General features: G+C 70.2%; 19 protein-coding genes and 1 pseudogene. 14 read left to right on the forward strand and 6 right to left on the reverse strand.

What is annotated here, in order from left to right:
• The 4 genes and pseudogenes from J7I98_RS11730 to J7I98_RS11745 form a co-directional block, all read left to right on the forward strand.
• Positions 1 to 479: pseudogene (locus J7I98_RS11730) on the forward strand (hypothetical protein); the annotation flags it as partial.
• A gap of 51 nt (positions 480 to 530) precedes the next feature.
• Entirely contained in the window at positions 531 to 695 is a 165-nt protein-coding gene (locus J7I98_RS11735) for a hypothetical protein (protein WP_214920586.1), read from the forward strand.
• A gap of 63 nt (positions 696 to 758) precedes the next feature.
• Positions 759 to 1,214, forward strand: a complete 456-nt coding sequence (locus tag J7I98_RS11740; protein ID WP_214920587.1) for a tellurite resistance TerB family protein — start codon at positions 759 to 761, stop codon at positions 1,212 to 1,214.
• 580 nt (positions 1,215 to 1,794) lie between these two features.
• On the forward strand, positions 1,795 to 3,003 hold the full coding sequence (locus J7I98_RS11745) for a hypothetical protein (RefSeq protein WP_374225110.1): 1,209 nt from the start codon (positions 1,795 to 1,797) through the stop codon (positions 3,001 to 3,003).
• A gap of 220 nt (positions 3,004 to 3,223) precedes the next feature.
• On the opposite strand, the gene J7I98_RS11750 is transcribed toward J7I98_RS11745, so the two are convergent.
• Positions 3,224 to 4,168 (reverse strand): hypothetical protein, encoded by a 945-nt coding sequence (locus J7I98_RS11750; protein ID WP_214920589.1) that lies wholly within the window; start codon positions 4,166 to 4,168, stop codon positions 3,224 to 3,226.
• A gap of 460 nt (positions 4,169 to 4,628) precedes the next feature.
• Here J7I98_RS11750 and J7I98_RS11755 point away from each other — a divergent pair, with 460 nt between their 5' ends.
• The 4 genes from J7I98_RS11755 (at position 4,629) to J7I98_RS11770 (ending at position 6,844) form a co-directional block, all read left to right on the forward strand.
• A complete protein-coding gene (locus tag J7I98_RS11755) occupies positions 4,629 to 4,796 on the forward strand; it encodes a hypothetical protein (RefSeq protein WP_214920590.1) in 168 nt (55 codons plus the stop codon).
• 144 nt (positions 4,797 to 4,940) lie between these two features.
• On the forward strand, positions 4,941 to 5,594 hold the full coding sequence (locus J7I98_RS11760) for a sigma-70 family RNA polymerase sigma factor (protein ID WP_214920591.1): 654 nt from the start codon (positions 4,941 to 4,943) through the stop codon (positions 5,592 to 5,594).
• A gap of 101 nt (positions 5,595 to 5,695) precedes the next feature.
• Positions 5,696 to 6,166 (forward strand): hypothetical protein, encoded by a 471-nt coding sequence (locus J7I98_RS11765; protein WP_214920592.1) that lies wholly within the window; start codon positions 5,696 to 5,698, stop codon positions 6,164 to 6,166.
• A gap of 267 nt (positions 6,167 to 6,433) precedes the next feature.
• Positions 6,434 to 6,844, forward strand: coding sequence for a hypothetical protein (locus J7I98_RS11770; protein WP_214920593.1), 411 nt, complete (start codon positions 6,434 to 6,436; stop codon positions 6,842 to 6,844).
• On the opposite strand, the gene J7I98_RS11775 is transcribed toward J7I98_RS11770, so the two are convergent.
• The 3 genes from J7I98_RS11775 to J7I98_RS11785 form a co-directional block, all read right to left on the reverse strand.
• Positions 6,829 to 7,707, reverse strand: coding sequence for an ABC transporter permease (locus J7I98_RS11775; RefSeq protein WP_214920594.1), 879 nt, complete (start codon positions 7,705 to 7,707; stop codon positions 6,829 to 6,831). The two genes, J7I98_RS11770 and J7I98_RS11775, sit on opposite strands and share 16 nt — an antisense overlap.
• Positions 7,704 to 8,723, reverse strand: coding sequence for an ATP-binding cassette domain-containing protein (locus J7I98_RS11780; protein WP_214920595.1), 1,020 nt, complete (start codon positions 8,721 to 8,723; stop codon positions 7,704 to 7,706). The genes J7I98_RS11775 and J7I98_RS11780 overlap by 4 nt, the downstream gene beginning before the upstream one ends.
• A gap of 144 nt (positions 8,724 to 8,867) precedes the next feature.
• Positions 8,868 to 9,287, reverse strand: coding sequence for a hypothetical protein (locus tag J7I98_RS11785; protein WP_214920596.1), 420 nt, complete (start codon positions 9,285 to 9,287; stop codon positions 8,868 to 8,870).
• Positions 9,288 to 9,485: 198 nt separating this feature from the next.
• Here J7I98_RS11785 and J7I98_RS11790 point away from each other — a divergent pair, with 198 nt between their 5' ends.
• Positions 9,486 to 10,394, forward strand: coding sequence for a hypothetical protein (locus J7I98_RS11790; RefSeq protein WP_214920597.1), 909 nt, complete (start codon positions 9,486 to 9,488; stop codon positions 10,392 to 10,394).
• Here the strand turns inward: J7I98_RS11790 and J7I98_RS11795 are convergent.
• Positions 10,297 to 11,724 carry a PLP-dependent aminotransferase family protein gene (locus tag J7I98_RS11795; protein WP_374225111.1) on the reverse strand — a complete coding sequence of 476 codons (1,428 nt, stop codon included), beginning with the start codon at positions 11,722 to 11,724 and terminating at the stop codon, positions 10,297 to 10,299. The two genes, J7I98_RS11790 and J7I98_RS11795, sit on opposite strands and share 98 nt — an antisense overlap.
• A 59-nt stretch (positions 11,725 to 11,783) precedes the next feature.
• On the opposite strand from J7I98_RS11795, the gene J7I98_RS11800 reads away from it, so the two are divergent.
• The 5 genes from J7I98_RS11800 (at position 11,784) to J7I98_RS11820 (ending at position 16,766) form a co-directional block, all read left to right on the forward strand.
• On the forward strand, positions 11,784 to 12,641 hold the full coding sequence (locus J7I98_RS11800) for an alpha/beta fold hydrolase (protein WP_214920598.1): 858 nt from the start codon (positions 11,784 to 11,786) through the stop codon (positions 12,639 to 12,641).
• A 159-nt stretch (positions 12,642 to 12,800) separates the two neighbouring features.
• Positions 12,801 to 13,823 carry an endonuclease/exonuclease/phosphatase family protein gene (locus tag J7I98_RS11805; RefSeq protein ID WP_214920599.1) on the forward strand — a complete coding sequence of 341 codons (1,023 nt, stop codon included), beginning with the start codon at positions 12,801 to 12,803 and terminating at the stop codon, positions 13,821 to 13,823.
• A 75-nt stretch (positions 13,824 to 13,898) separates the two neighbouring features.
• Complete coding sequence (locus J7I98_RS11810; protein WP_214920600.1) at positions 13,899 to 14,150, forward strand: DUF2630 family protein; 252 nt, start codon at positions 13,899 to 13,901, stop codon at positions 14,148 to 14,150.
• Between the two features lie 65 nt (positions 14,151 to 14,215).
• A complete protein-coding gene (locus J7I98_RS11815; protein ID WP_214920601.1) occupies positions 14,216 to 14,581 on the forward strand; it encodes a hypothetical protein in 366 nt (121 codons plus the stop codon).
• A gap of 121 nt (positions 14,582 to 14,702) precedes the next feature.
• Positions 14,703 to 16,766 (forward strand): FUSC family protein, encoded by a 2,064-nt coding sequence (locus J7I98_RS11820; protein WP_214920602.1) that lies wholly within the window; start codon positions 14,703 to 14,705, stop codon positions 16,764 to 16,766.
• Between the two features lie 330 nt (positions 16,767 to 17,096).
• On the opposite strand, the gene J7I98_RS11825 is transcribed toward J7I98_RS11820, so the two are convergent.
• Complete coding sequence (locus J7I98_RS11825) at positions 17,097 to 17,516, reverse strand: RNA-binding S4 domain-containing protein (RefSeq protein WP_214920603.1); 420 nt, start codon at positions 17,514 to 17,516, stop codon at positions 17,097 to 17,099.
• Positions 17,517 to 17,696 lie beyond the last annotated feature (180 nt).

The raw sequence follows: 17,696 nt of genomic DNA on the forward strand, positions 1-17,696 counted from the left end.
ATTATCAGACAGGCCTTAGTCCGGTCGAGGGGACTTCTCCGGCGTACGGGTACGAACCGGCGCATCCGTGGTACGAGAGGCACATGCGTGTCTCGTGCTTCGTCCCGCGCGCGGTGCGCCAGGGCGCGCTTACGACGCTGCTGGTGCTCACCGCGGTCTTCGCCATGGTGCTGGGGGTGGGCGGCGGGTTCGGTGCGGTCTCGGCGCCCGAGGGACGCCCTGTCTCCGCCGCCGAGAGTGGCAACGGGGCAGGGGCGGAGGGCCAGCCGTCGGACGCCGCCGTCAGTGAGGTGCGGCCGGCCGGCGAGAGCGCCAGGGGGAGCGCCAAGGGGCGTAGCCGGAAGGGGCACGCGGCAGGCCCGGTGGTCCCGTACCGGAGTACGCGCACGCCAGACCCGTCCCCGCCCGAGCGGCCCGTGCCGCATCCGGCGACGGCACTCGGATCTTCGACCGTCCGGTGCGTGGTTCTGCGCTGCTGAGGGTGGCTTCGGCCAAGCGCTCAACCACCCTCCACCGTAAGGAAGTCCGGCATGCCCATCGACCCGTACGCCGCAGTGAACGCCATGATCCGCGCCGAGGTAGCCCGCTCCTCCGACGAGCACGACTACGACCACGAGCAGCACGACTGCCAGCAGAGCAAGGGCGGCGAATGCCGCACCACAGGCGATGACCAGGCGGCTGCTCAACGCCCCTGATAGCTTCTACATGGTTGTAGAGGTAGACCAGCCGGCACCGACACAGACGGAGTTGAAGTTCTCATGGCCCTGTGGGATCGCATCAAGGAATCCGCCCAGACGATGCAAACCCAGCTGGAGGCGAAGAAGAACGACCTGAAGAGCGGCTCGTTCCGCGACGCGAGCATGGCGATGTGCGCACTCGTCGCCGCCGCCGACGGCTCCATCGACCCGGCCGAGCGCCAGCGGGTGGCCCAGCTCATCGCCACCAACGAGGTATTGAAGAACTTCCCCGCCGACGACCTCCAGCGTCGCTTCGACGACTACCTGAACAAGCTCACCACCGACTTCGCCTTCGGCAAGGTGAGCGTGCTCCAGGAGGTCGCCAAGGCGAAGAAGAAGCCCGCCGAGGCCCGCGCCGTCATCCAGATCGGCATCGTCATCGGCGGCGCCGACGGCGATTTCGACAAGGACGAGCAGGCCCTCGTACGGGAGGCGTGCTTCACGCTCGACCTGCCGCCGCACGAGTTCGACCTTTAGCACCGAGGGCAGCGAGCGACGCATCACCGGAGGCGGCGGCACACGGCCGGAAGGCCGGGTGCCGCCGCCTCCGCATAGCCGCGCATACCTGCCGAATGGCCCCGGCCCGCGTACAGAGTGGGGTAATGACCAGGCAAAGAAGCCGGTCGTATTGTGCACTTTCGGCCTGCCGTGCCCGGGAGTCCGCGATGCCCACGGCGGCCGGGCGGACCGGGAGGCAGATCATGGGTACGCGTCGACCGGCTCGCGCGAGCACTCGATGCACCCGCGAGGGGCACGAAACCGGACACTCCACGACCAGCGAATGGTGTGGCTGGTGTCGGAGCCCCTTCGGTGACCTGACTCTCCAAGCCGCTGCGGAGAAGCCGGATGTTCCGAGTCGGCACGGCTCTGTACACATGGACTTCACGCCATGGAGAGCGCCTCGGGGTTATTCAACTCCCTTGATTCTGCGTAAAGTTGATACTGCAGGCCTCCGGTGCGGTACGCACATATCGAGAACCGGGGGTCTGCATCTATTGCAGGCCATGCACTGCGCGGCGACCTCAAAATCCTGTGGCATCAGCCTTACCGTGCCGAGATGTCACAAGACCTGGCCACCGACCGAACGGCTGACCCCGCACAGCCGTTGACCACGTCTTGGCAGGCTCGCGCACGTGTCGCTTTGAGGGCTGCCGCTCCTGCCCTGTGCTGGTACGCCGCGGTCCGATTATCCGGGGTGCTGATCCTGGTCGTAGCAGCGTCCATGGCCGGGAAAGACGCGCTTCATCTGCTGGGCAGCCGATGGGACTCCGTGTGGTATCAGCAGATCGCCGAAAGCTGGTACGGCTACGAAGTTCGCCTCCCCGACGGCAGCCTCCACGCCGACCTGGCATTCTTCCCGCTCCTGCCCGCACTTGAGCGTGGCCTGTCCGAAATCCTGCCCATCAGCCTCGGGACTGCCGGCCTGGCAGTTTCCTGGACAGCTTCTCTAGTCGCCGCATGGGGCATTTACGCCGTCGGCGCGCACCTGCACGATCGCCGGACCGGCGTGATCCTCTCAGTGCTGTGGGGGGTGTACCCGACCGCTTTCGTACAGTCGATGGCCTACACCGAAACACTGTTCACCGCCGCGGCGGCATGGCTGCTCTACAGCGTGCTCACCGACCGGTGGATCACCGCTGGAGTACTCGCCACAGCAGCCGGCCTCACACGGCCCTCAGCGGCGGCGCTGATCGCCTCCCTCGGCATCACAGCCGTGATGATCCTGGTACGAGACCTTCGTGGGCGAACGGCCCTCAGCGAGGTGGTGCGTAACCGGCGGCGCATGATCGGGGGCATCGCCGTGGCCCCCCTGGGGTGGCTCGGCTACGTGGTCTTCGTCGGCATCCGCAGGCGGGACCCGCTCGGCTACTTCACCGTCCAGGGCGAGTGGGGCAACCACATCGACGGCGGAGCGGCGCTGGCCCGCTTCATCTGGAAGAACCTCACCGGCCCGGTGCCGCTGGCCGGAGCGGCCCTGGTTGCTGCGCTGGTGCTCCTGGGATGGGTGGTCTGGCTGTGCGTACGGCAGCAACAGCCCGCGCCGGTCCTGGCGTACACCATCGCCCTGGTGGCCCTGTCCCTCATCGGCGCCGGCTACTTCGGATCCCGCCCCCGGCTGATGATGCCCGCCTTCCCCCTCCTGCTCCCCGCCGCCGTCGCCCTCGCCGGCCGGCCCACGGTGCGGGCGCGGTGGGTCCTGGGCACGCTCGCTCTCGCCTCGGGAGCGTACGGAGCGATCACTCTCCTCGGCTCGGGCCCGCCGTAGGGGCGCCCGAGCGCCCTGGTGGCGCCTCAAGGCAGCAGCACCACAGGTGATGTCCACTTCGGCCAGCCTGGTTGTGGCCTTGGCGATGGGCTGAACCTGGGGTTGGCGGTGGGAGGGCTGGGGCTGCAAGGGCCCCACTTCGACCTCCGGGCACACACCGGCCACGGCTCGAAGCGCCTGAAGGTGCGCTCGGTGGTCTTCCACGAAGCGCGCTGACGTGTCAATGCGTGGCAGCGACAGTCGCAACGAGGTCCCGCCACGGAACACGTCGGCGCGGCACTGACGCCGCGGCAGGATGGTCGCTACGGCACCGGGGGCAGTGGGTTTCGTCAGCCAGGGGGCGGAAGGCGTGGTCCGGGCCCGGACCGGCGCAGGTGACCAGCGGCGTCACGGTGCGGGACGGGGGCAGTGCGTCGTACGGGACGCGCGTCTTCAGGGGCGCCGGGGCCGGGAGCTTTGCGGTGAGGCGGTGGCGGAGGAAGCCCACCGCCGACTGGATGCCTCCGGCTGGCAGGCCTGCGGTGAGGGCGCGGCGCAGCTCCGCGGAGGTGATCCCTCGGCGCAGCCATTCCGCGGCGGTCGTGGCGAGGGTGCGGGCCTCGCGGGGGCCGAGGTAGAGGTCTCGGTGCTGGTGGCGCAGCCCGAGCAGTACGCGTTCCGCCTCGAAGAGTTCGGGGGTCGTGTCGGCGTCACCCATTTCGGCCACCTCGACCACCTCGGCGTCTTTGGGTGGAGGGTGGGGAGTGTTCTTTTCTCCCGTCTTACGTTCCGTAGGAGAGCCACCGACCATCGGACGCGTCGGTTCTCCGACGGTCGGAGACTGCGCACTCGGCGGGATCCCGTGCCGGATGCACGACGCCTCCTCGCTCGTGAGGGTGACGTTCGCGAGGAGCTGGTCGGTGAACCAGCGTCCGCCCGAGCCCTGTTCGCGCCAGTGGTGAAAGAACCCGCAGGCCAGAAGCAGCTCTTTGGCTCGCTGATAGGCACGGCCGGTGATGTTCAGCTTGGCCGCGTGCTCGCTGAGGGATTTGGACGCCTCGCTCTGCGGGAGGCCCTGCACGTAGATGAGCAGGAGTTTCGCTTCGGGGGTCAGGCGCGGGTGCCGGACGAGGTCGTTGGAAACCTTCGTGAAGCGGCTGGTGGGCGCGTTAGCATGACGAAGCATCCCAGGGGCTCCTTGTAAGCCTCGATGGTGAAGGCCCTCGGAATGGTGTTGGTAGCACCGCCGGGGGCCGCTCCGCGCGACAAGACGTACGCAGAGAGTGATTGCGCGATCACGGTACCGCACCAACTACGCTCCGTGCGCACAGCTTTGGGGATCGCGGCGATCAGCACCCCGCCGACCGCGGCACACGCCGCTACGCCCGACTCTCACACCGATCACCGCGTCTCGTGATCGGAACGAGACACCCCAAGGGTCCCCATGCCCAGGCATGCAAGTGTCCTCTTCCACACACAAGGCACGCTAAGAACTCCCCAGTCCCGCATGGGCTTCGGCCTGGCCGTTCCCCCGTTCCAGGTGTCCGTTCCGGCTTACCTGGTGAGGCCGCTGCGTCCGCAGGGCCTTGTGTGGCGAACCGGGTTGCGAGGGCGGCTCGGTGGACTTCCCGGGAGCGGAAAACCCCATGAACGATGACGGTGCGAGCAGCGCGCTGCTACTGGTTCTGCTGGTCCTGCTGATCGGCGGGATCACCACCTATGTGGCCTTCATCAACCCCCTGTTGGGGGTGGCGATCGTCGTCGGCGTAGTGGTCGCCGCGTTCGCGTACCAGCTGCTGAAGGGCGGTAAGTAACCCGGACCGAGCAGTCAATGGCCAACGCATTACGCAAAGTTCTTGCGGTCTCCTTCCCCCGATCACGCCCCCAGCGACGGCTTACCCGCTGAGGGCGACCGCCACCAATACGCCCTGAGAGGCGCGAGGGAAGGGATTACCCCCATGGCACAAGGACCCGTAGCGCGTGGCGTGGAGGGCGGCGAACCGTCGCTCCCCATCGCTCACGCGGCGGTGCCCAAGACGCGTGAGCCGGAAAGGGGCACGATCCCGCCCCCGCGCGCGACGGTCGTGAGCGAGGAGGTGAGAGCACAACTCGACGCCGAGCTTCGCGCGCTCAGCAGCCCGATCCGGCAGTGGATCGCGCAGGCCGGATTCGGGCCTCATATGGACGAGATCCATTCGGCCACCCTGGTGCGGATCTTCAAGGCGCGCATCAAGCCCGGTTTCATCTACTCCCAGGGCGACGAGGGGCGGGCGTTCGCCTGGCATGCCACGCGTCTGGAGATCCTGGAGTTCCTGCGACGCAAGGGCAAGGCCAGGGAGATCCCGGTCGACGAGCTTCCCGAACCGCCCGTCGGCCGCGGCGACGATCCGGACACCGAGGCGGTGCTGCTTCGGCGCAGCATCCGGGCGTTCCTCGCCAAGTACTTGCCGGACAAGGAGCGCGAGGTGTACGAGCTGCGCTATCTGCACGATCTCAAGGTCGGCGAGATCGCCGCTCACCTGCAGATCGACCGTAAGACGGTCTCCACGCGCCTGCGAAAGGCCCAGGAGCTCGTGGACGCCGCCAGAGGCGAGTTGGACCTGGAGGGCTAGGCCCCCTCTAGGGATCACGGTGCTGTCCGCCATCGGCGACAAGCACCGTGATCCCGGGAGGGGCCCTCGCCGGGCTCCTGAGAAGGGGAAGGAAGGAATCCGTGTCGGAAGATTACGTGACCCACGATGCCCTCCTCGCGCGTCTGCAGGAGAGCAACAACCGTCTCGCCGAGCAGTACAGGGACGAAACGGATGAGGAGTGGGCGGCCACGATGGACCTCGTCGCTGCGCGCGCCGAGCAGGAAATCGCGGATGAAGCGGATGCGGCGGATGAAGCCGTCCTCGGCGAGGCCGAGTCCGCAGTCGTCTCCACCATCGCCATCCCGAGGACCATGTGGTGCCTCGGACCGCTGCTGATCACCGTGGGAGCCACCATGACCGTGTACCTCATCGACTTCAATCCGGTGCAGACCATGACGGCCGTCGCGGTCATCGCTGTCGCCGCGGTCATCCTGCTCGTTCTCACGGGCTTGGGCACTCCCGCCGGCCGCTGGGGGCTGCATGGGCGGTTGTCCCATGCAGGCAGGGGCGCCGCGGCGACAACTGGAACAGATATCCGGCTGCACCGATGAACCGCCGGCCCCGGGGCGGAATCGGCCATGGAAGGAGAGCGATGGGCAGAACGGCGTAACGCCGCACCACGCGAGGGGCCCGGCATAGGGGGGCCGGGCCCTCCCGCCGTGCGTGCCTCATCGACGCTATTCCGGGGGATGTGCCGGGACGACTACCGGGAGCAACCTCCCTGGGCGTGATCCGTGCGGCGACGTCGTGCCGTTCGAGCGGCAGCTCGCGGATCTCGCGCTCGTCTGCGGCGGCAACTCGCTCATTACGATGGCCATATGGGTGAGGCGAACGCGTACGTACGTTTTCAGGGGACAGTGCGGAGCCCCCGCGGCCACTTCCCCGGGGTCTTCGCGCTCGTCAATAATCTCGCGCGCGAGGGGAAGCTGACCGCCGAGCAGGAGCGGTTCCGGCGGGCGGGCAATGACTGGTACGACGCGGCGTACACCGATCCCAGCACCGTCGATCCGAGCGTCTACGACGACCGCGTCAACCCGGGGGCCGTGGCCTGGTTCAAGCCGACGGCCGTTGGGCTGATCGCTCGCGTGGGCGGGTACCTGGAGATCCTCGCCGCCCACGGCGTCGACTGCCGCCTCCTGCGGTCGGCGGATCCTGGGCGCGTCGTGTACGAGGACGCGCACCAGGTCGTCGTCGTGCCGTACGAGCGGCTCGCTCACTTGCGGTTGTAGAGCCGCATCGTGACCGTACCGAAGGCCAGCAGGAGTGCTGCCGACCAGCCGAGTGACCAGGCGATGTCTGCCGTCGGCCAGTTTCCGGCCATCAATTCGCGGACCGCCGTGGACACATGGGATACCGGGCTGTTGTTGACGAACGCCTGGAGCCAGCCCGGCATCGTCTTCGGGTCGACAAAGACGTTGCTCAGGAAGGTCAGCGGGAAAATCACCATCATGCTGACGCCCATCACCGACTTCTCGGTGCGCAGCAGCAGTCCGAACATCGTCCAGATCCACGAGAACGAGAACGAGAAGACCATCAGCAGTGCCACTCCGGCGAGGATCCCGACCACTCCGCCGTCCGCGCGGTAGCCGATGATCATGCCGACCGACAGCATCACGGCGGACGCGATCAGATAGCGGATCACATCGCCGAGCAGGTAGCCGACCATTGGCGCCGGGCGCCAGATCGGCAGCGTGCGGAAGCGGTCGAAGACGCCTTTGGTGATGTCGTTGTTGACGGCGACGCCCGTGTACATCGTGATCATCACGATGCTCATGGTGAGGATGCCGGGCAGCAGGAACTGGATGTACTCGTCCACCGATCCGGCCAGCGCCCCTCCGAAGAGGTACGCGTACATCAGCACCATCATGATCGGGAACGCAGTCACGTCGAAGAGCTGCTCGGGCACGTGCTTGATCTTGAGCATGGCCCGCCAGCCGAAGGTGAGTGAGGCGGAGAGCGCGCTCGGGCGCGGCGGGCGGTCCTTGTTCAGGAGCAGCGCGGCCAGTTCCTCGGCCTTCGGGGCTTCCAGGGCCAGTTGGTCGAGGCCCTTGCCGTTGTCCCTGTCCTTGTCCGTTGTGGTTACCGTGCTCATGCCGTCACCCCCTCCATGTCCTTGTCGTCCTTGTCCTTCTGATCAGGCCTTTTGTCCGTCAGGGCCAGGAAGACCTCGTCCAGACTGGGCTGGCCCAGCGCGAAGTTGTCCACGGTGATCCCGGACCTGGCGAGCTCGGACAGTGCCCGCGCCGCCTGTTCCGCCGCACCCAGGTCGCTCGCGTGTCCGTTGACCGTGGCGGTCAGGGCCACCGGGTCGGGGTCCAGCTGGACAGTGGCGTTCAGGGAGCGCGTCAGCACCTTCTCGGCCTCCGGCCGCTGTGCGGCATCGCGCAGGCGCAGGTGTACGGAGCCTGAGCCGACCGACGCCTTGAGCTCGCCCTTCGTGCCCTCGGCGATGACCTTGCCGTGGTCGATCACCGCGATACGGGACGCCAAGTGGTCGGCCTCGTCCAGGTATTGCGTGGTCAGCAGCACCGTCGTGCCCTGCGCCACGACCGCCCTGATGATGTCCCACACCTGGTTGCGGCTGCGCGGGTCGAGGCCGGTCGTCGGTTCGTCAAGGAAGAGCAGGTCGGGCGTGTTGAGGATGCTCGCGGCGATGTCGATACGCCGCCTCATGCCGCCGGAGAAGTTCTTGACCTGGCGGTCGGCCGCGTCCGCGAGCCCGAAGGCCTCCAGGAGCTGGGCCGACCTGGCGCGGGCGGCCGGCTTGGAGTGGCCGAGCAGGCGGCCGAGGAGGACCAGGTTCTCCGTACCTGTGAGGTCCTCGTCGACGGACGCGTACTGGCCGGTGAGGCTGACCCTCGACCGTACGGCGTCGGCCTCGCGCACCACGTCCTTGCCGAAGACGTGGGCCTGCCCGCCGTCCGGCCGCAGCAGGGTGGCGAGCATCCGCACGGCGGTCGTCTTGCCCGCGCCGTTCGGTCCGAGCAGGCCGTAGACCGTGCCGGCGGGCACGGCCAGATCTATACCGCCCACGGCCCGGTTCCGGCCGAACACTTTCACCAGGCCCGACGTCTCGATGGCTAGGTCCGGGCCGCGCTGTGCACTCATTCTTCCGCCCCTCCGGGGTCGAGGTTGACCGTCCGAATGTCGGCCGTCCGAGTGTTGACCGTCCCGGACTCCGGAAGTCATCGGTGCTCGGCTGCCCGGTTGCTCAGCTGCCCGGCTGCCCTGCTGCTCGCGTGCCGTGCCCGGTTACTCGCGCGTGTAGAAGATGTAGAAGGTCACGAGCATCATCGCGGCGCCGAGCACAGCCCCCAGGGCCGAAGCCTTGAGGACGCTTGCGTGGCTCAGGCTGATGAGGAAACCCGTCGCGACACCGAAGAGGCTTCCGTAGGCGGCGGCCCGCAGCTCGCGCACCATCCGGGACTGGGTGCGTCCGAGAAGGAAGCACAGTCCCGCCAGGACCACGCCGCAGACCACTCCGAGCAGGATGTTCCCGCCGGTCAGGGGATCGTGGTCGCGGTCGGCGAAGGCCACGTAGATTCCGTACAGCAGACCGAGAGTCACCGGTACGACGCCCTGGACCCGGTGCGCCGACCGGACCGGGGGAGTCGGCTGGGCACGCCTGTGCCGCCGGAACCGCCCGGTCGGCATCGCAGCATGTGAAGACATGACGAGCTCCTTCCGCCGCACGCGCCCCGCCCACCCCACCAGGGCACACCCGTGGGTGGTGTTCGGCAAGTGGATCAAGTGGATCTGGCGCATGAAGTGGAGGAAATGGATCCAGCCGCTGCCCCGTACGGGCGTGCGGCTGAGCCAGGTGCAGCAGCTTCGCTGGCGCCCGCCCCACGCCCGCCGTTCCCTGGGGGGATGCGCAGCTACCTCTCGGCGGCACTGCTCGTCCTCGTGGCGGTCCTCGTCCCGTTGAGCGCGCTCGCCGTCTGGACCGGCCGCGAGGTCGGGAACACCGGCCGTTATGTGCCGACGGTGGCGCCGCTCGCCTCCCACGCGGACGTACGCAGCGCTGTCGCCGACCGGATCACCGCCGAGATCGCGAAGGAGATCGACCTCGGTCCGCTCCAGGACAGCGCCACCGAGCTCCTCGACGAAGCCGTCCTTTCCTTCACGGGTACGCCCGCCTTCCGGAACGCGTGGGACACCGTCAACCGGGCCGCCCACCGGGCCGTACTCCACTCGCTGGAGAACGGCAGCGGCAGCAGCGGCGCGGTGACGCTCGATCTCGCGCCCGTCGCCCAGCAGGTCAAGGGACAGCTGACCGACGACGGCGTCCCGCTCGCCGACCTGATCCCCGTACGGCACACGAAGGTCACGGTGCTGGAGTCCGACAACCTCGGTACCTGGCGCGACGCCTTCCAGCTGCTCCGGGCCGCCGGGACCTGGCTCCCGGCCGCGACCCTGGCGGCGGCGGCCGCCACGCTCCTGGTGGCCGTACGCCGGCTCCGCGCGCTCACCCTCCTCGGCGTGGCGCTGGCCGTCGGTGCGGTCCTGCTCGCCGTCACGGTCGTCGTCGCCCGCAGCCTGGCGCTCGGCGGCCTGCCCCCGGCCATGGACCGCGCGGCGGCCGGTGCGGTCTACGACGCGCTGACCGGCTCGCTGCGTACGACGGCGTGGGTGGTGCTGGCCGTTGGGCTCGGGCTGGTGCCGGTGGTGTCGGCGGGGCTCACGGGGGTGTTCCGGGCGACGACGACGCGACCTCGGCGAGCACCCCGAGGGCGTACGACAGCACCTCTGCCGGCGGGGACGCCAGGCCGACCCTGATCGCGTCCGGGGCAGTGTGCGGGGTTACGGCGAACGCCGAGCCGGGAGTGACCGCGACGCCCCGGGCCGCAGCCGCCGCGACGAAGGTGTCCGTACGCCAGCGGGCGGGCAGCTCCCACCAGCAGTAGTACGCACGGGGGTCGGTGCGGATGCGGAAGCCGCCGAGGTGGCGCCGGACGAGGCGGTGGCGGGCGGCGGCGTCGGCGCGCTTGGCGGCGGCGACCGTGGCGGCCGTGCCGTCGGTGATCCAGCGGGTGGCGGCCTCCAGGTTGAAGCGCCCCGCGGTCCACGCGCCGGAGCGAAGGGCGTCCGCGAGGGCATCGGTGTGCGCAGCCGGGGCGGCGAGGAAGCCGGCGGTCAGGCCGGGGGCCAGGCGCTTGGAGAGGCTGTCGACGAGGACCGTGCGGTGGGGCGCGTGGGCGGCGAGGGGGGCGGGCGCGTCGGGTGCGAGGAACGCCCAGGTGGTGTCCTCGACGGCGCCGATGCCCAAGTCGCCCAGGGCTGCGGCCAGTTCGGCCCTGCGTGCCTCGTCCATCGTCACCGACGTCGGATTGTGCAGGGTCGGCTGTACGTACACGGCGCCGAGCGGCGCGCTCCGGTGGGCGGCGTGCAGCGCGTCGGGGCACAGCCCACCACCGGCGGCGCCCGCGATCGGCACCAGGGTTACGCCGAGCCGCTCCGCCACAGCCTTGACCAGCGGATACGTGAGCGTGTCGACGCCGAGCCGCCCCCCGGGGCGTACGAACGAGGCGATGGCGGCGGCGATGGCCTGCCGCCCGTTGCCCGCGAAGAGCAACTGCCCGGCATCCGGCCGCCAGCCGCCCCGGGCCAGCAGCGATACGGCGGCTTCCCGCGCCTCGGGGGTGCCGTCTGCGGCGGCGGGGCGGGTGGCGGCGCCGAGGACATCGGGGCGCAGGAGGGCGCCGAGTGCGCGGGCCATGAGCTCCGACTGACCTTGCGAGACAGGGTAGTTGAGCTCCAGGTTCACGGAGGGGGCGTCCACCGAGGGGGTGCCGTCCCCGGAGGGGGCGCCGTTCAGGGAGGGGGCGTGCGTCCGTACCTCCTCCGCGAGCGCGTGGCCGGGCGACGGCGGGGCGGCCCGTACGAACGTTCCGCGACCGACCTCGCCCACCGCGAGGCCGCGCCGCACCAGTTCGCCGTACACCCGGATCGCGGTGGAGTTCGCGATCCGGCGACTGCGGGCGAAGGCGCGCTGGGTGGGGAGCCGGTCGCCGGGCCGGAGCCGTCCGGCGGCGATCTCGGCGGCCACTTGATCGGCCACCCGTCGGAAGTCGTCCACCACTGCGCGTGCCACCCCGCTTCCCCACATTGCACCGAGAGCAAAGAGCCTATTGCACCGAGCAGTTGTGCGCATCTAGCCTCCTGAGCATGGCTACGGCACACGTCAACGGCATCACCATCGGCTACACCGACGAGGGAACCGAAACCGGGACCGGAACCGGGACCGGAACCGGGACCGGGACCAGCTCCGGCACCCCCAACCCCCCTCTCGTCCTCATCCACGGCCACCCCTTCGACCGCACCATGTGGGCCCCGCAGATCGCCGCCTTCTCCCCCACCCACCGCGTAATCGCCCCCGACCTGCGCGGCTACGGCGAGACCGACGTGACCCCCGGCATCACCCCGCTCCCGGCCTTCGCCGCCGACATCGCCGCCCTGCTCGACCACCTGGGCATCGAGCGCGCCGTACTCGGCGGCCTCTCCATGGGCGGCCAGATCGTCATGGAGTGCTACAGCCGCTTCCCCGGCCGCATCGCGGGCCTGATCCTGGCCGACACCTTCCCCGCCGCCGAGACGGAAGCCGGAAAGCTGTCGCGCAACGCCGCCGCCGACCGCCTTATCCGGGAGGGCATGAATGGGTACGCCGACGAGGTGCTGGACAAGATGGTCGCCCCGTACAACACCCAGGCATCGGCCCACGTCCACCGCATGATGGCCGCCGCCTCCCCCGAGGGTGCGGCAGCCGCCCTGCGCGGCCGGGCCGAACGCCCCGACTACCGCGGCCTGCTCACCCGCATCACGGTGCCGACGCTGGTCGCGGTGGGCCGCGAGGACACGTACACACCGGTCGCGGACGCGGAAGCGATGCACGCCGCGATCCCCGGATCGACGCTCGCCGTCATCGAGTCGTCGGCCCACCTCCCCAACCTGGAGCGCCCGGCCGACTTCAACACGGCGCTGCGGGCCCACCTCGCCCGCGTCGCCCGCGTCCCCAACGGCACCTGATCACCGCACACACTGACTCGCCACGGCGACAACCAACCGCCGCCCCACGCCGTCTCTGAGGGAAGATGCGGTTCAAGCGCCATGCGCGTCATAGGCGCGTCATTGGCGCCGTGGTCGGCGCGTCATCGGCGCCAAACAGGCTGACGGGGAGGCCGTTCCTTGGGGAGTGCCAGAGTCACGACGGCAGCGACCGGCCCATCCGCGTCGCCCCCGCCCCCGTACGGCCGCCGCCCCGCCTGGCGGCGGTTCCTCGCGTGGGCGGACGGGATCGGCCTCGCCGGCGTCAGCGTCGTTGTCGGCTGCCGCGTCCTCGACGTCGACGGCCGTACGCCGGTCCCCCAGCTCCTCGCGTTTCTGCCCTGGCTGCTCGTCCCGGCCGTCCTGGGCCTCGTCCTCGCCCTCGTCGCCCGCTGGCGCATCGGCATGGCCTGGGCGGCCGTCCTGATCGCCACCACCGGCTGGTACGTCCAGCCGTACGGGCCGGGCACCGCCGAGGCCGAGGGGCACCTGATCGCCCCCGTCCGCGTCCTCACCGCCAACGTCGAATTCGGCGGCGGGACAGCGGACTTGATCGCCGCGATCCGGCGCGAGAAGCCCGATCTGGTCTTCGTCCAGGAGTGCGAGTACGACTGCTCGGCAGCCCTCGGCTCCGAGGTGCCGGACGCCACGTACCCGTACCGGAAAGTCGTCGAAGCGAGCGGCGCCGAGGGGTCCGCCATCCTCAGCAAGTACCCGCTGCGGTCCGCGCCCGGCATCGACGGCACGCTCGCCATGCCGGGCGCCGTCGCGCTGGTGCACGACCGTGCCGTACGCATCCAGCTCACGCACCCCATGCCGCCCGCCCCCGGCCATGTGCCCGACTGGCGCTCCGAGCTGGGCGCGATCCGCGACTACGCCGCCCGGGACAAGGACCGGCCGACGCTCGTCGCGGGCGACTTCAACGCCTCGCAGGACCATGCCGTTTTCCGGCGCATCCTCGACGCGGGCGGTCTGCGGGACACGGCGGCCCTCGGCGGGGCGTTCCGTACGCCGTCCTGGCCCGCCGACATCGACGGGATCGGCGCCCAGATCGACCATGTGCTGGCGTCCGACGACTTCGCCGTACGGTCGGCCCGCTTTCTCACGCTCAGGAACACCGACCACCGGGCGCTGCTCGTCGAGCTGGAGCTGCACAGCGGCTAGAGGTGTGTTGCGCTGGAGTGACGGTGACGGTGGCGGTGGCGACGACGGCGACGGTCCGAAGCGGTGGAGGCGGCCATGGAAGACGCCAACCAGGACATACTCGACAACATCACCGCTCTGGTCGGCGAGGAGCGGGACCTGCGCGAACGCTCCACCCGGCAGATGGGGCTCAGCGACAGCGAGCGCGCCCGGCTGAAGGCCGTGGAGGTCCGGCTGGACCAGTGCTGGGACCTGCTGCGTCAGCGGCGCGCGAAGACGGAGTACGGCGAGGACCCGGGCGAGGCGCGGGTGCGTCCCGCCGACGAGGTCGAGAACTACCAGAGCTGAGCCGACCACGCCTGATCGCAAAATCTTGTCCACAGGCTGTGGAAAACATTTCCCCGGGAGGAACCATGAGCGCCACAACGTGGGACGACACCCCTGTCGCGATGGAAGGCGGCGGCGTGGAACTGCGCTTGAAGGACATCGGCGGAGACATGGCCGTCTCATTCGTGCGGCTGCCCCGGGGCACGGACATGGCACCGGCCCTGCAGGGCCTCCCTGATGACAGCTGCCAGTGTCCTCACTGGGGTTACGTGCTCAAGGGGCGGCTGAGGATGCGAACGAAGGACGGGGAATCGTTCTACTCCGCCGGGGATGCCTACTACTGGTCGCCCGGTCATATCCCGGAAGCGCTCGAAGACGTCGAGTTCGTCGAGTTCTCGCCGATGGAGGAGCTCAATAAGGTCATCGACCACGTCAAGGCACAGATGAGCTGACGAAGCCCCCGGCCCCGGCCCGGCGAACGAGGAACTCCGTCAACAACAGGCCTGCTCACGCCGTCGCCCCCTCACCGATCGCCGACTTGCATTAGAGGTCCGGCTTCGCTCTGTTTAGGGCATGGCTGAGCAGCAGGACCGCAAGGACAGGGCAGGCGGCGGACGTCTGACGCCACCCGAGTGGCTGACGCAAGGGCTGCGCCCGCAGCGCGCGCCCGTGCCCTGGGCCGCCGTCGTACGGGCCGGGATCGCCATGGCCGCGCCGCTCGCCGTCGGATTCGCCGCCGACCGACCGACGTACGGCGCGCTGGTGTCGATGGGCGCCCTGTCCGGCGTCATCGGCGACACCGCCGACGCCTACCGGATGCGCATCTTCAACATCGCCGTCCCGCAGCTCTTCGGCGCGATCGGCGTCACCCTCGGCACGCTCGTGTACGGGCACGGGTGGCTCGCCGTCGGAGTGCTGACCTTCGTCGCGCTCGTGTCCGGGATGATCTCCACGATCGGCGCGGTGGCGTCCGTTTCCGGGCTGCTGCTCCTGCTCCAGGCCGTCGTCGGGGCCGGCCTGCCGATGCCGGACCCGTGGTGGACGGCCCCGCTGCTGTTCACCGTCGGAGGCCTCTTCGTCCTTCTCCTGTCGCTGGTCGCCTGGCCGCTGCGCGCCGGGGTGCCCGAACGGGACGCCGTCGCCGACACCTACCGGGCCGCCGCCGACCTGCTGGAGGCGGCGGGCACGGACGCGTACGACGAGAAGCGCCAGGCCGTGACCCAGGCGCTCAACACGGCGTACGACCTGGTCCTCGCCCGGCGTGCCCGCGAGCACGGCCGCACAAGTCCGCTCGTACGACTGCTCGCGCAGCTCAATGTCGTCATCCCGCTCGTCGAGTCGGCTCCGGCCGCGCATCTGCGCCAGCGTCCGCTGCCGCGCGAAATCCCGGCGGTGGTCAGGGACTTGGCGGATGCCGTCGCTCATGGCCGTACGGGTACGGGTACGGGTACAGCTACGGGTACGGCTGCCGGGCTCGATCTGCCCGAGCCGACGTCCCCATCCGGGCGCGCCGTCGACCACGCGCTGCGCCATGCGGCGGCCGTGGTGCTCGACCCGGACGCCGCGGCCAATGCTGCCGCCGACGCCGACGTCTCCCCACCGGCCTCAGCATCCGTATCCGCCTCTGCGGCCGACATCGACGACCGGCTCGGCCGCCCCGCCGCCCTCGGCGTCCGCGCCCGCCGCGCCACCCGCGCCGTCCTGGTCTCCCACGCCTCCTGGCGCTACGGCCTGCGCCTCGCCCTGTGCATCGGGCTCGCCCAGTCCCTCGTCTCCCTCATCTCCGTGCCCCGCTCCTACTGGGTCGCGCTGACCGTCGTGTTCGTACTGAAGCCGGACTTCGGGTCGGTCTTCTCTCGCGCCGTCCAGCGGGCCTTCGGCACGGCGCTCGGGCTCGTCGTCGCGGCGGCCGTACTGGCGGAGCTGGAGCGCGGCTGGTGGGACGTACCGGTGATGATGGTGCTCGCCGCGCTCATCCCGGCCTTCACGGCGAAGGGTTACGCGTTCCAGACGGCCGCCATCACCCCCGTCATCCTGCTGCTCTCCGACCTCCTGAACCACGAGGGCTTCGGTCTTGTCCTGCCGCGCCTGTACGACAGCCTCATCGGCTGCGGCATCGCGCTGGTCGCCGGGTACCTGCTGTGGCCGGAGAGCTGGAGCACGCGCGTCGGCGACCGGCTGGCGGACACGGTGGCCGATACGGCGGGCTACGTGGAGTGCGCGTTCGGTCCCCCCGACCCCCAGGGCGAACGCCGCCGGCAGCGCCTGCGCCGCCGCCTCTACCGGGACCTGTCGGTCGTACGCTCCGAATTCCAACGCGCCCTGACGGAACCGCCGCCGACGGGAGCGCGGGCGGCGGCGTGGTGGCCGCTGGTGGTCGCAACGGAGCGGATCGTCGACGCTACGACAGCGGCACGGGTGCGCATCAACCACGGCGCGGAGCCGCCGGCCGAGGCCGAGGTGGCTGCGGTGGCGGGGGAGTTGCGCGAACTGGCGGAAGCGGTACGAGCGAGCGCCCCCGCGCCGCCCCGTCCCCCCACCGCGCTGCCCGACCCACCAGAGGGCGTCCTGGCCCCGCTGCGGCAGGAGGTGGCGGCGGCGAGAGCGGTGGCGTCGTCGGCGGCTGTGCGGGTGTGAGGGGGCGGGTGGGGGTGCGGAGGCGGTGCGCGGCGAGGCACGTGCGGGTGCGTGGTGCGGCGGGCTCGCCCCGCGGGGCTGTTCCCCTACCCGCCTAAAACAGCGGCAACTGCCCAGGAAACAGCGCCACTTCATACCCGTCCAGCGTCCGCTGCGACGCCGCCCGCGGTGCCGCGCGCTTCGACCCGGCGCACAGGGTCAGCTCCGTAGACGCCCTGGTGCGCGGATCGTGGCGCACGAACTTGCCCGCCACGACCGCAACCTCACGGCCGCACATCGGGCAAGGACGGCGCGGCGAGATCGATGGCATGCGCTCACTCTGCCACCGTCTCAGCCCGCCCCCGGACCCGGACCCGGCCTCGGCCCCTGCAGCCGCTCCATCTCCCGCCGGTCCCGCTTCGTCGGACGCCCCGCCCCCCGGTCACGCACCGCGACCGGTGCGACGAACTCGCGCGGCGGAGGCGGCGGACTGTTGTCGACGTAGCATTCGGCCGCCGCCGGAGCCCCCACCCGCTTGCGGATGATCCGCGAGACGACCACGATCCGCTCGCGCCCCGCGTGGAACAGCCGCACCTCGTCGCCCGCCTTGAGCGCGTGCGCCGGCTTGACCCGTTCCCCGCCCACCCGCACATGCCCCGCCTTGCAGGCCGCCGCAGCCTGCGCGCGGGTCTTGGTGAGGCGTACGGACCAGATCCAGACGTCGATCCGTACGGTCCCGGACGTCGCCGTCCCCTCGTGTGCTGAAGCCATACCCCCGAGGGTAGAACGTGCCGCCGCTCCACGCCCGCCTTACTATGCGCACGTTCTCCCCGTACGGAGCCACCACCTCCGGGCCGGGAATCGTCTCTGATTGTCGCCAAATGTCGTGCCACACAAGGGGAGTCGGGGGCTCCAATTGTGTGCGGCACACCTCCGGAAGCAGTTGAGAAA

This window comes from Streptomyces sp. ISL-98, assembly GCF_018614055.1.
Classification (GTDB): Bacteria; Actinomycetota; Actinomycetes; order Streptomycetales; family Streptomycetaceae; genus Streptomyces; species Streptomyces spiramyceticus.